Here is a 12,765-nt window from a genome sequence, read left to right on the forward strand (position 1 = left end):
GCACCGATCGACGGCCGGGCCAAGGGGCTGGGTGAAAGTTTTCACAAAGTGACGGGAGTGATCTGCTCCGGGATCACTTGCCGCGCTCAGCTCATCCGCAGCGCCAGGAAGAAGTCGAGCTTGTCCTCCAGCCGGGACAGGTCACGCCCCGTCAACTGCTCGATCCGGCCGACCCGGTAGCGCAGCGTGTTGACGTGCAGGTGCAGCCGGGTGGCGCAGCGGGTCCAGGAGCCGTCGCAGTCGAGGAACGCCTCCAGCGTCGGTATCAGCTCGGCCCGGTGCCGGCGGTCGTAGTCCCTGAGGGGGTCCAGGAGCCGCGCGGTGAACGCCCGGCGCACGTCGTCCGGGACGAAGGGGAGCAGCAGCACGTGCGAGGCCAGCTCCTGGTGGCCCGCCGCGCACACCCGGCCCGGGCGGGCCGCCGCGACCCGCCGTGCGTGGCGGGCCTCCTCCAGCGCCCCGCGCAGTCCCTCCGCCGAGTGCACGGCCGCGCTGACGCCGAGGGTGACCCGCCCGTCGTCGTCGAGCCCGGCCGACAGCGGCTGCCGTACGGACTCCAGGAGCGCCTCGGCGAGGACCCCGGCCGCCGAGCCGTCGTGCTCGACGGGCACGGCCGGCAGCGGCACCAGCGCGACCGCCTCGTCACCGGTGTGCGCGACGGCGATCCGGTCGGAGGGCTCGGGCCCGGTCGTGCGGGGATCCACCAGGATCTCCTCCAGCAGCGACTGGGCCACCTTCCCGCCGTCGACCTCCCCGCCGTCCCACTCGGCGCGGGCCACCACCACCTGCCAGTGCGGGGCGGCGCCGAGGCCCGGCAGCAGCACCGGCGCCGCGACCCGCAGCCGGGCCGCGATCTCGGCGGGCGGCGCACCCGTCTGCACCAGCTCCAGGACCTCCTGCGCGAGCCGCCGCCGGACCGTGCGCGCCGCGTCCCGCCGGTCCCGCTCCACCGCGATCAGCTGCGTGACGCCCTGCAGCAGGTCCAGGCGCTCCCCGGGCCAGTCACCGGCGTCGGCCTCGACGGCAAGGAGCCAGTCCGACAGCACCGTCTCGCGTACGTCCCGGGCGGCCTGCGGGGAGCGGCCGCCGCTGCGGATCGGGAAGAGGGAGTACGTCGTCTGGCCCAGCGCGGTCCGGTGCGGTCCGCGGCGGCCGGTGCGCTGGGCGGCGAGGTGTTCGGCGGCGAGCCGGGCGCACACCTCCGCGGGCAGCGCCGGGCCGGGGGCCTTGGGGCCCGCGATGAGGCGGCCGGTCGGCGACAGCACCCAGGCGCGCAGGTCCAGGTCCGAGCCGAGCAGGTCCAGGACGACGTCCGGGCCGCCGCCGGCCGGGCCGGACGTCATCATCCGGCGGTGCCGGTCCACCACGGCCGCGAGGTCGCCGGCGCGCTCGCCGGAGACCTGCCGCACGACGTGCTCGGTGATCGTCGCGAACGCCACCGACTCGTGCACCGCGAACAGCGGCAGCCGGTGCCGGGCGCAGGCCACGACCAGGTCGTCCGGGACGTCCCCGAGCTCGGCCTCACCGGCGGCGAGGGCGGCCACGCCGGCCTGCACCAGGATCCGTACGAAAGGCTCGGAGTCCGCGGCGTCCCGGCGCCAGGCCAGCCCCGTCAGCACCAGCTCACCGCCGGAGAGGTAGCGGCTGGGGTCCCGCAGGTCGGTGGTCATCACGCCCCGGACGGCGCGGTCCAGCTCGTCCTCGCCGCCGAGCAGCCGCAGGCCCAGCGCGTCGGTGTCCAGCAGTGCGCGCAGCCGCATTCTCGTCCGCCGTTCTGTGTCTCGAAAACTACGATGAATTCTGGAGGGTCTCGTGGGACTCGTGGGGTTCGGGCCCGGTGATGTTTCCACGGGAAGACGCAGAGGTTGCCGATGACCTCGGTTCATACGAATCTACAAGACGATCGCTCTGGCCAGCGAACTCCTTCATGGTTTCCGTGACTGACCCCGTCGGAGCACAGCGCGGTGTACTGGCTCCGTCCAGCGTGAACAGCTCAAGTGCGAGCCGGGCCCGCCGCACCCGATCTGGCTCGAACCGTAGACCCGAGACGAGGAAGAGAGCCGGTCATGGACTTCCTTCGCCCCGCAAGCTGGGAGGAGGCGCTCGCCGCGAAGGCCGAGCACCCCACCGCCGTGCCCATCGCGGGGGGCACCGACGTGATGGTCGAGATCAACTTCGACCACCGCCGACCCGAGTACCTCCTCGACCTGAACCGTGTCACCGACCTCTACGAATGGGAGGTCGGCGAGGACAGTGTGCGACTGGGCGCCTCGGTCCCCTACACCCGGATCATGGAGGACCTGCGGGCCGAACTGCCGGGCCTGGCGCTCGCCTCGCACACGGTCGCCTCCCCGCAGATCCGCAACCGCGGCGGCGTCGGCGGCAACCTGGGCACCGCCTCCCCGGCCGGTGACGCCCACCCCGCGCTGCTCGCGGCGGGCGCGCGGGTCGAGGCCGAGTCGGTGCGCGGCTCCCGGCTGATCCCGATCGACGAGTTCTACACCGGTGTGAAGCGCAACGCCCTGGCGTCCGACGAGCTGATCCGCGCGGTGCACATCAAGAAGGCCGACGGCCCGCAGCAGTACTCGAAGGTGGGCACCCGCAACGCCATGGTCATCGCGGTCTGCGCCTTCGGCCTGGCACTGCACCCCGCGACGCGCACCGTGCGCACCGGCATCGGCTCCGCCGCCCCGACCCCCGTACGGGCGAAGACCGCCGAGGACTTCCTGAACGCGGCGCTCGAGGAGGGCGGCTTCTGGGACAACGGCAGGATCATCACCCCGTCGGTCGCCAAGCGGTTCGCGGACCTGTGCTCCGCCGCCTGCAACCCGATCGACGACGTCCGGGGCACCGCGAGCTACCGCCGTCACGCGGTCGGCGTCATGGCCCGGCGCACGCTGACCTGGACCTGGGAGTCGTACCGCGGCGCCCGCCGTGACACGGAGGGAGCGGCCTGATGCGCGTCGAATTCACGGTCAACGGACGACCGCACCGGGCCGACGACGTGTGGGAGGGCGAGTCCCTGCTGTACGTGCTCAGGGAACGCCTCGGCCTCCCCGGTTCGAAGAACGCCTGCGAGCAGGGCGAGTGCGGCTCCTGCACGGTCCGCCTGGACGGCGTGCCGGTGTGTTCCTGCCTGGTCGCGGCGGGGCAGGTGGAGGGCCGTGAGGTCGTGACGGTCGAGGGGCTGGCGGACCACGCCGAGCAGCGGTCCTGCGGTACGCCGCGGGCGGCGGGCACCGATTCCCGGACCGGCGAGGGCCCCCGGCTCGCCCCCATCCAGCAGGCCTTCATCGACGCCGGCGCCGTTCAGTGCGGCTTCTGCACCCCGGGCCTGCTGGTCGCCGCCGACGAGATGCTGGAGCGCAACCCGGACCCGACGGACGAGGACATCCGCGAGGCCCTCTCGGGGAACCTGTGCCGCTGCACCGGCTACGAGAAGATCATGGACGCGGTCCGCCTGGCGGCCGCCCGGCAGGGAGAGGCGGTCTGACCCCGATGCCCAACGGCGCTCCCACCGGGATCACCCAGGACGCGCGGACCAAGGGCGGTGTCGGCGAGTCCACGCTCCGCCCCGACGGCACCCTCAAGGTCACCGGCGAGTTCGCGTACTCGTCCGACCTGTGGCACGAGGACATGCTCTGGGGCCAGCTCCTGCGCTCCACCGTCGCCCACGCCGAGATCGTCTCCATCGACACGGCCGAGGCCCTGGCCACGCCGGGCGTGTACGCCGTCATGACCTACGACGACCTGCCGACCGGCGTACGGAACTACGGCCTGGAGATCCAGGACACCCCGGTCCTCGCGCACGGCAAGGTCCGCCACCACGGCGAGCCGGTCGCGATCGTCGCCGCCGACCACCCGGAGACCGCGCGCCGCGCCGCCGCGAAGATCAGGGTGGAGTATCGCGAACTGCCGGTGATCACCGACGAGGCATCGGCGACCGCACCGGACGCCGTCCTCGTCCACGAGCAGCGCACGGACCTCCCCCAGTCTCAACTTCGTTCGACCGGGGGGACCCCCATCTGCGGCCACGTCCCGCACCCCAACATCGTGCACCGCCAGCCCATCGTCCGCGGCGACGCCGACGAGGCCGCGAAGCGGGCCGATGTGATCGTGACGGGCGAGTACCACTTCGGCATGCAGGACCAGGCCTTCCTCGGCCCGGAGTCCGGTCTGGCCGTACCCGAGGAGGACGGCGGCGTCCACCTCTACGTCGCCACCCAGTGGCTGCACGCCGACCTCCGCCAGATCGCACCCGTCCTCGGTCTGCCCGAGGACAAGGTCCGGATGACCCTGGCGGGCGTCGGCGGTGCCTTCGGCGGCCGCGAGGACCTGTCGATGCAGATCCACGCCTGCCTGCTGGCCCTGCGCACCGGCAAACCGGTCAAGATCGTCTACAACCGCTTCGAGTCCTTCTTCGGGCACGTCCACCGCCATCCGGCGAAGCTGTACTACGAGCACGGCGCCACGAAGGACGGCAGGCTGACGCACGTCAAGGCCCGGATCGTCCTCGACGGCGGCGCGTACGCCTCCTCCTCCCCGGCCGTGGTCGGCAACGCCGCCTCCCTCGGCGTCGGCCCGTACCGGGTCGACGACGTCGCCGTCGAGGCCCTCGCCCTCTACACCAACAACCCGCCCTGCGGGGCCATGCGCGGCTTCGGCGCCGTCCAGGCGTGTTTCGCGTACGAGGCGCAGATGGACAAGCTGGCGAGGAGGCTCGGCATGGACCCGGTGGAGCTGCGCCGGCTGAACGCCATGGAGCAGGGCACGATCATGCCGACGGGCCAGCCGGTGGACTCGCCCGCTCCCGTCGCCGAACTCCTGCGCCGGGTCAAGGCGATGCCCATGCCGCCGGAGCGCCAGTGGGAGAGCAGCGAGGGCGCGGACGTACGGCAGCTGCCCGGCGGTCTGTCCAACACCACGCACGGCGAAGGCGTCGTACGAGGTGTGGGCTACGCGGTCGGCATCAAGAACGTGGGCTTCTCCGAGGGCTTCGACGACTACTCCACCGCCCGGGTCCGTCTGGAGGTCGTCGCGGGGGAACCCGTCGCCACCGTGCACACGGCGATGGCGGAGGTCGGCCAGGGCGGCGTCACCGTGCACGCGCAGATCGCCCGGACCGAGCTGGGCGTCGCCCAGGTCACCATCCACCCGGCGGACACCCGGGTGGGCAGCGCCGGTTCCACCTCCGCCTCACGCCAGACCTACGTCACGGGCGGCGCCGTCAGGAACTCCTGCGCGCTCGTGCGCGAGAGAGTCCTGGACCTCGGCCGCCGCAGGTTCGGTGCGCACCACCCCGCCTGGGCCACCGCCGAGCTGCTCCTGGAGGGCGGCAAGGTCGTCACCGACGCGGGGGAGGTCCTCGCCGACCTGGCGGACGTGCTGGAAGGCGAGGTCGTCGAGGTCGAGGCCGAGTGGCGGCACCGCCCGACCGAGCCCTTCGACCTGCGCACCGGCCAGGGCAACGGCCACGTCCAGTACTCCTTCGCCGCGCACCGGGCCGTCGTCGAGGTCGACACCGAGCTCGGCCTGGTGAAGGTCGTCGAACTGGCCTGCGCCCAGGACGTCGGCAAGGCGCTCAACCCCCTGTCGGTCACCGGCCAGATCCAGGGCGGCACCACCCAGGGGCTGGGCGTGGCGGTGATGGAGGAGATCATCGTCGATCCGAAGACGGCGAAGGTCAGGAACCCGTCCTTCACGGACTATCTGATCCCGACCATCCTGGACACGCCGGCCATCCCGGTCGACGTCCTCGAACTCGCCGACCACCACGCCCCGTACGGGCTGCGCGGCGTCGGCGAGGCCCCCACCCTGTCGTCGACCCCGGCCGTCCTCGCGGCGATCCGCGACGCGACGGGGCTGGAGCTGAACCGGACGCCGGTCCGTCCGGAACATCTCACGGGTACATGATCCGACGAGAGTCGAGCAGGTGAGTGTGCTGAGGCATCTTCCCGGGCCGTTTCACCCTCCCACCTGATGGAGAGCCGTCGCGATCGAGGAGAACCGACAGATGCTGGACATCGCCGAGGAACTGCACCGGTGGGTCGCGCAGGGCCGTGACTTCGCCGTCGCCACCGTGGTGGCGGTCGGCGGAAGCGCACCGCGCCGGCCCGGCGCCGCCCTCGCGGTGGACTCCGACGGCACGGCGATCGGCTCGGTCTCCGGCGGCTGTGTGGAGGGCGCCGTGTACGACCTGTGCCGGCAGGCCCTCGAGGACGGCGAACCCGTGCGGGAGCGCTTCGGGTACAGCGACGAGGACGCCTTCGCCGTCGGCCTGACCTGCGGCGGCGTCATCGACATCCTGGTCACGCCGGTGCGGGCGGGGGACCCCGTCCGTGCGGTGGCCGCGGCCGCGCTGGCCGCCGCCGCGCGAGGGGAGGCGGTGGCGGTGGCGCGGATCGTCCAGGGCCCGGCCGCACTCCTCGGAAGGGCGCTGCTGGTGCGCGCCGACGGCTCCCGCGAGGGCGGTTTCGGCGGGCACCCCGAGCTGGACCGCACGGTGGCCGCCGAGGCGACGGCCCTCCTGGACGCCGGCCGTACCGGCACCCTGGAGATCGGCGAGCAGGGCTCCCGCTGCGGGGCCCCGCTGACGGTCCTGGTCGAGTCGTCGGTCCCGCCGCCCCGGATGATCGTCTTCGGCGCGATCGACTTCGCGTCCGCGCTGGTCCGCGTCGGCAAGTTCCTGAACCACCACGTGACCGTGTGCGACGCCCGTCCCGTCTTCGCCACCCGGGCCCGCTTCCCCGAGGCGGACGAGATCGTGGTGGAGTGGCCCCACCAGTACCTGGAGCGCACGCACGTCGACCGCCGTACCGTCCTGTGCGTGCTGACCCACGACGCGAAGTTCGACGTACCGCTGCTGAAGCTGGCGCTGCGTCTGCCCGTGGCCTACGTCGGCGCGATGGGCTCCCGCCGGACCCACCTCGACCGCAACGAGCGCCTGCGCGAGGTCGGTGTCACCGAACTGGAACTGGCCCGTCTGCACTCACCGATCGGGCTCGACCTCGGCGCCCGTACGCCCGAGGAGACCGCCCTGTCCATCGCCGCGGAGATCGTCGCGCACCGGCGCGGCGGCACCGGCGTACCGCTGACCGGCGCGCACACACCGATCCACCACGACACCACGCCGGCACCGACGGGACGGATCGGATCGGTCGCGTAGAACCGCGCGGGCTCCGGCACCCGACGGGAGCCCTCACGGACTGCGCAGCAGCGCGTTCATCGCCCGTCCGAACACCGCGCGGGACGCCGCGGCCAGGGGCCGGTCGAAGGCGGCGGGCAGTCCGCGTACCCGCAGTTCCTCCCGCCACAGGACGCGCGTACGGCCGCCGGGGCCCGGGTGCACCTCCAGTTCGGCCCAGCCCAGCACCACGCGGCCCCGTTTGACCAGGCGGCACAGACCGGGCTCGCCGTCCCGCGGCGGGCGCCAGACGGTGACCTCCATGGGGTCGTCGAAGGCGAGCGGTCCGACCCCGGAACGCGCCACCACCAGCGTGCCCTCACGGGTCGGCGGATCCGTGACCACGCTGATCCGGGTCAGGGGGACGGCGTCGCCGTGCCGCGACCACCGGGTGAGCCGGCGCCACGCCTCGTCGGCGGGAAGCGGTGCCGTGCGTTCGAGCAGGAAGGTGACCACGGCACGATCGTAGAGAACCGCCGACTCCACGGCCGGTACGCCGCGTGTGTCCCGTTTGCGGTGATGTGTGGCCACCATGGAAGGAGAAGACCCAGCCCCGCCGGAGAGGAAGACCGATGCGCTTCCAGGACCGCAGACAGGCCGGACGGGAACTGGCCGCACGGCTGCGCGTCGAACAGGAGCAGGGCACCCTGCCGGACCCCGTCGTCCTGGCCCTGCCCCGCGGTGGCGTCGCGGTGGCCGAGGAGGTCGCGCGGGCGCTGGACGCCCCCCTCGACGTACTCGTCGTACGCAAGATAGGCGCCCCCTTCCACGAGGAGTTCGGCGTCGGCGCGATCGCCGGGGACGACCCGCCGCTCCTCGACGAGGAGACCGTGCGGCGGCTCGGCCTGAGCGAGTCGGCGCTCGCCCCGGTGGTGGCGCGCGAACGCGCCGAACTGCGCCGCCGCGAGCGGCGCTACCGGCAGGGCCGTCCGCCGCCCGACCTCACCGGACGCACCGTGATCGTCGTCGACGACGGGCTGGCCACCGGCTCCACCGCACGCGCCGCCCTGCGGCACGTACGCCGCCGGGCGCCCGCCCGCCTCGTCCTGGCCGTGCCCGTCGGCGCCCCCGCCTCGCTGGACCTGCTGCGCGAGGAGGCCGACGACGTGGTCTGCGTGCACCGGCCGGCTTCCTTCACCGCCGTCGGCCAGTGGTACGACGACTTCGGGCAGATGACCGACGCCGAGGTGCTCGACGCCCTGCACGCGCACTGACTCGCCGGTCTGCCGCCGTCCGGCGTGCTCCGCCGTCACCCCCGTCTGCCGGGACTCTGCGCACATCAGTGGTACCTGAGAGTCATCGGGAGTAACCTCACAAGACATGGCAGGCACGGGGGAGCGAGCCGTCGAACTGGACTTACGCACACCGCGGTGGATCGCCCGCATCCACGACGCGGAGGGACACGTTCTGGGCGCGGGGGTGCTGCTGAGCCCCGACCGGGTGCTCACCTGCGCCCATGTCGTCAAGCCGGGACGGCACTACGTCGTCCGCTTCGTCGGGGCCGCGGCCGACACCGTTCCAGCGGTGTCGGCGTCCGTCGGTGAGCGGGAGTGGATCCCGGAGGAGACGGACGCCTTCGGCGACCGCGCCGGCGACCTCGCCCTGCTCCGCCTCGCCGAACCCAGACCCGCCGAGGACGCCACCCGGCTGCACCGTCTCGCCACCGCACGGCAGGGCGTCCGGATGTACGGCTTCCCGTGGGGCGACGACGGCGGCCGGTGGCACGGCGGCACCGTCGTCGGCGGCCGGGGCCGGGACGGTCAGGTCCAGCTCCGCCCCGACACCCCCGGGGAACTGGCCAGCCCCGGATTCAGCGGCGGGGGCGTCGTCGACCTCGCGACGGGCCGGGTCATCGGCATCGTGCTCAGCGTCGACGAGGGGCGTCCCTCGCTCTTCACGTACATGAGCCCCGCCGAGACCATCCTCCGCCACCTCCCGCAGGTCGGCGCCTGGACCGCCGGCCGGTCCGCCGTCGACCCCGGGCTGCACCCCAAGCAGGGCACCGGCGAACTGGACGTGGAGTTCGCCACCGAACTGGCGGGCTGGTTCCGCGGCGAGGGCTGGCCGGTGCTCGTCACCGTCGTGCCGGCCGACGGCCGCCGGGCCTGGACCCTGGGCCGGGCCATCACACTGGCCGACCGTGAACTGCGCACCCGGCGCAACACCAGCCGGTTCTGCGACGACCCGCCCGACACGGTGCCGCCGGCCGGCAGCCACGACCTGGCTCTCGGCGTCCAGGGCATGACCGTCGACCAGGTCTGCGAACGCGTCGCCGAACGGCTCGGTGTCCCCATGGATCCGCTCGGCGGTCTGCCGCAGCAGATCGCCGAGGCGCGCACACCGCTCGCCGCCGTCCTCGTGGGCGTCGACATGGCGGCCGAGCCCGCCCCGCTGCTCGGCCTGCTGGAGCGGCTCGCCGACCAGGGGGCCCGGCTGCTGCTGGTGTTCCGCGAAACGGGCGGGCTCGCGGCACAGGCCGAGGAGACCCTGGTGCGGCGGCCGTTGCCGGAGCGCTGGAGCAGGATGCGCGCCGAACTCGACCGGATCACCGACCGACTCGGCCCGGCCCTGCACGAGCGTCTCGACCGCGTGCTGCCGCAGCCCGGCACCCAGGAGCTGATCGCGCGGGCCGACGACGGCTTCCGGCGCACCCTCGTCCTGCGCGAACAGGTGGCGGCCCGTCAGGTCCCCGAACCGCGGCACGCCGAGGACCTGTTCGTCTACGAGGCGGCCGCCCGCCGCCGCAGACGGCGCCTGGAGCAGGCCGTCGACGCCCTCGACTCCCGCCTGAGGCGCCGTGACGAACTGCGCGGCCGGGTCGCCGGGGTCTGGGCCCTGTGGCGGCAGAGACCCGGGCCGCCGGACATCCCCCGGGACCTGGAGGCCTACCGGCTCTACGAAGCCGCCTTGCGCCTGCTGCGCCGCACCCCCTGCGACATCGAGGAGGCCGAGGCCGCGGTCGCGACGTTCGTCGCCTTCGGATCCGGACGTCCGGACGGGCAAGCGGCACCGGGCGGCCCCGGTGACGGCCCCGGGGAGGCGGCCCCCGCCGACGCCCTCGCCGACGCCGACGCCGACGCCGACGCCGACGACACGGCCCGTGACCGCGGCGCCGACCCGGGCCCGGGTCGAGGCGTCCCGGGTGCGCACGGCGGCGCGAGTGCGGCAGGCGTCTCCCCGGCCGCCCCCGCCGCCCGGGGACCGTGGCGCCTGCGCGGCGCGGGCGGGGCTCCCGGTCCCGGCGGCGCCGGCGGGAAGGGGGCGTCGTGACGACCTGCAACCGGCCCGGCTGCACGGGCCGCATCATGGCCACGGGTTTCTGCGGCACCTGCGGCCACCGCGACACGAGCCCGCCCCGCGAACGGGGACAGGGCAAACCCCGCGACCCGTCGCGCCCCCCGGCCGGGAAGCGCCGTGCACGCCAGACCCCGTCCCCCGTCCACGCCGTGGCCGGCACCGGCGGACTCGACCAGCACGGCCTCGTCGTGCTGCCCGACGTCCCGGTCCCGGACCTGGACGAACTCCTCGCCGAGGAGCACCTGCCACCGACCGAGGGCCGCCCGTGCGGCTTCAACGGCTGCACCATGACGGTCGGCGTCGGCTACGGCGGCCAGCAGCCCCGGCTCACCGGCCGCTGCCCGCGGTGCGGCACGCCCTACTCCTTCCTGCCCGAACTGAACCCCGGCGACGAGGTCGACCACTACCGGATCCTGGGCTCCCTCCCGGACAGCGGCCTCTCCTGGGTCCACCTCGCCGCGGACACCCAGGCGCAGGGCATGCACGTGGTGCTCAAGGGCCTCCTCAACGTCCACGACGCCCTGGCCCGTCACAAGGCGGTCGAGGAACAGCGCTCGCTCACCGAGCTGCACCACCCCGACATCGTCCGGCTCATCACCTACACCGAACACCAGGTCCCCGACCGCCCCCGAAGCGGCTACCTGGTCATGGACTACATCGCCGGCCGCTCCCTGAAACGGCTCTTCGACTCCGCCGACCTCACCCACGTCTTCAACGGCCGCCCCCGCCTCGACCACGTCCTCACCTACGGCTGCAAGATCCTCGGCGCGCTGCAGTACATGCACGAACGCGGGCTGCTCTACTGCGACATGAAGCCCTCCAACGTCGTCCACTTCGGACGGGAGATAAAGGTCGTCGACCTGGGCGCGGTCCGCGCGATCGGCGACCACCACTCCAGACCCGTGTACACCAAGCACTACGCGCCGCCCCCCGAGGAGATCAAGAAGCGCGGCTGGCACGTCGACACCGACCTCTACACGGTGGGCAGGACCCTGGGCGAACTGGCCCGCAGCGCCGAGCCGGCTCCCGGCCTCGCCGCGGACTCCTTCCGGTTGATCATCGAGCGGGCCACCCACGGCGAACCCCGGGCCAGATTCCAGTCGGCGGCCGAGATGTCCCGCCAACTGTGGGAGGTACTCAGGGAGTTCCGCTCACTGCAGTTCGGTGAGCAACTGCCCGAGAGCTCCACCCGGTTCTCGCTCACGGACGCCGTGCTCGACGCCGGTCTCGGTGCCATTCCCCCGCTCGGTCACTGGACGAACCGCACCGGTGGCGGCCCCCCGCGCGGACTCTCCTTCAGCGCACCGCCCGCCGCCGAGGTGGCCGGCGCCCTGCCCCAGCCCGTCCCCGATCCCGGCGACGGCGCGGCCCTGCTGCTGGACACCTTCCCGCCGGACGCCCCCGACCGGGTCGCCGAGCAGTGGCGGCGCGAGTCCCGGCTCGGCACCGTCGAGACCGCGCTGTGGCTGTGCCGCGCCTACCTCCGCGCCGGGCGGCAGGACAAGGCCGAGAAATGGCTCGCCGAGGCCGCGACCCAGCTCGGCGAGCAGGACGCCAGGTACGACTGGCGGATCTCCTGGCACCGCGGTGTCCTGCACCTCAGCGGATCGGACGTGAAGGCGGCCGGCAAGCGCTTCGACGCGGTGTTCCAGGCACTGCCCGGCGAGTACGTGCCCAAGCTGGCCCTCGGCTACTGCGCGGAGCGGCACGCCGAGACCTACGCGGCCGGCGGTGAGGAGCTGAACCGAGAGGCCCAGACCGACCGGGCCATGAGGTTCTACGAGGCCGTGTGGAAAAGGGACTTCGGCCACGCCCCGGCCGCGTTCGGACTGGCCCGCGGCCATCTGGCCTCCGGCCGGCGCGACGAGGCGGTACGGGTCCTCGACGACGTCCCCTCGACGTCACGGCACTACGAAACCGCCCGGATCGCCGCCGTACGCATCCGGGCCGGCACCCTGCGGGGCCGCCCGCCGTCCGTCGCCGACCTGAGGGACGCGGCCCGGCGGCTGCCCCTGCTCCGCCTCGACGGCGGCGAGAGCGACGGCGCGTCCCGGGCACGGCTGGTCGCCGAGGTACGGGAGAACGTCCTCGGCTGCTGGCCGGAGCAGGGCTGGGGGCCCGACTTCCCGGCCGGAACGCTGTTCGGGTCCGGCACCGAGTACGCGCTCCGGGAACTGCTCGAGCAGTCCTTCCGCCGGCTGGCCGGACAGGCGCACACCGCGGACGAGCACGGCCGACTGCTGGACCTGGCCAACACCGTCCGTCCGATGACCAACTTCTGACCG

At 73.6% G+C, this 12,765-nt stretch carries 9 protein-coding genes; 7 read left to right on the forward strand and 2 right to left on the reverse strand.

The window, feature by feature from the left end; genetic code table 11:
* Positions 1-86 precede the first annotated feature (86 nt).
* Complete coding sequence (locus tag ACFY0F_RS19740; RefSeq protein ID WP_388795483.1) at positions 87-1,760, reverse strand: PucR family transcriptional regulator; 1,674 nt, start codon at positions 1,758-1,760, stop codon at positions 87-89.
* A gap of 306 nt (positions 1,761-2,066) precedes the next feature.
* On the opposite strand from ACFY0F_RS19740, the gene ACFY0F_RS19745 reads away from it, so the two are divergent.
* The 4 genes from ACFY0F_RS19745 to ACFY0F_RS19760 all read left to right on the forward strand — a co-directional run bounded on the left by ACFY0F_RS19745 (position 2,067) and on the right by ACFY0F_RS19760 (position 7,165).
* Positions 2,067-2,957 carry an FAD binding domain-containing protein gene (locus ACFY0F_RS19745; protein WP_388795486.1) on the forward strand — a complete coding sequence of 297 codons (891 nt, stop codon included), beginning with the start codon at positions 2,067-2,069 and terminating at the stop codon, positions 2,955-2,957.
* Positions 2,957-3,493 carry a (2Fe-2S)-binding protein gene (locus ACFY0F_RS19750; protein WP_388795489.1) on the forward strand — a complete coding sequence of 179 codons (537 nt, stop codon included), beginning with the start codon at positions 2,957-2,959 and terminating at the stop codon, positions 3,491-3,493. Before ACFY0F_RS19745 ends, ACFY0F_RS19750 begins: the two co-directional genes overlap by 1 nt.
* A 5-nt stretch (positions 3,494-3,498) precedes the next feature.
* Positions 3,499-5,913, forward strand: a complete 2,415-nt coding sequence (locus ACFY0F_RS19755; protein ID WP_388795492.1) for a xanthine dehydrogenase family protein molybdopterin-binding subunit — start codon at positions 3,499-3,501, stop codon at positions 5,911-5,913.
* Positions 5,914-6,013: 100 nt separating this feature from the next.
* A complete protein-coding gene (locus tag ACFY0F_RS19760; RefSeq protein ID WP_388795495.1) occupies positions 6,014-7,165 on the forward strand; it encodes an XdhC family protein in 1,152 nt (383 codons plus the stop codon).
* Positions 7,166-7,198: 33 nt separating this feature from the next.
* On the opposite strand, the gene ACFY0F_RS19765 is transcribed toward ACFY0F_RS19760, so the two are convergent.
* Entirely contained in the window at positions 7,199-7,639 is a 441-nt protein-coding gene (locus tag ACFY0F_RS19765) for an SRPBCC family protein (protein ID WP_388796217.1), read from the reverse strand.
* Between the two features lie 116 nt (positions 7,640-7,755).
* On the opposite strand from ACFY0F_RS19765, the gene ACFY0F_RS19770 reads away from it, so the two are divergent.
* The 3 genes from ACFY0F_RS19770 to ACFY0F_RS19780 all read left to right on the forward strand — a co-directional run bounded on the left by ACFY0F_RS19770 (position 7,756) and on the right by ACFY0F_RS19780 (position 12,762).
* Complete coding sequence (locus ACFY0F_RS19770; protein ID WP_388795498.1) at positions 7,756-8,397, forward strand: phosphoribosyltransferase; 642 nt, start codon at positions 7,756-7,758, stop codon at positions 8,395-8,397.
* Between the two features lie 106 nt (positions 8,398-8,503).
* On the forward strand, positions 8,504-10,453 hold the full coding sequence (locus ACFY0F_RS19775) for a serine protease (protein ID WP_388795501.1): 1,950 nt from the start codon (positions 8,504-8,506) through the stop codon (positions 10,451-10,453).
* Positions 10,450-12,762 (forward strand): tetratricopeptide repeat protein, encoded by a 2,313-nt coding sequence (locus ACFY0F_RS19780; RefSeq protein ID WP_388795504.1) that lies wholly within the window; start codon positions 10,450-10,452, stop codon positions 12,760-12,762. Before ACFY0F_RS19775 ends, ACFY0F_RS19780 begins: the two co-directional genes overlap by 4 nt.
* Positions 12,763-12,765 lie beyond the last annotated feature (3 nt).

It is taken from the genome of Streptomyces sp. NPDC001544, assembly GCF_042894285.1.
In the GTDB taxonomy this organism is placed as follows: domain Bacteria; phylum Actinomycetota; class Actinomycetes; order Streptomycetales; family Streptomycetaceae; genus Streptomyces.

Coding starts and splice junctions, on each gene's coding strand:
- ACFY0F_RS19740 (WP_388795483.1), bottom strand. CDS start 1,760: ATGCGGCTGCGCGCACTGCTGGACACCGACGCGCTGGGCCTGCGGCTG.
- ACFY0F_RS19745 (WP_388795486.1), top strand. CDS start 2,067: ATGGACTTCCTTCGCCCCGCAAGCTGGGAGGAGGCGCTCGCCGCGAAG.
- ACFY0F_RS19750 (WP_388795489.1), top strand. CDS start 2,957: ATGCGCGTCGAATTCACGGTCAACGGACGACCGCACCGGGCCGACGAC.
- ACFY0F_RS19755 (WP_388795492.1), top strand. CDS start 3,499: ATGCCCAACGGCGCTCCCACCGGGATCACCCAGGACGCGCGGACCAAG.
- ACFY0F_RS19760 (WP_388795495.1), top strand. CDS start 6,014: ATGCTGGACATCGCCGAGGAACTGCACCGGTGGGTCGCGCAGGGCCGT.
- ACFY0F_RS19770 (WP_388795498.1), top strand. CDS start 7,756: ATGCGCTTCCAGGACCGCAGACAGGCCGGACGGGAACTGGCCGCACGG.
- ACFY0F_RS19775 (WP_388795501.1), top strand. CDS start 8,504: ATGGCAGGCACGGGGGAGCGAGCCGTCGAACTGGACTTACGCACACCG.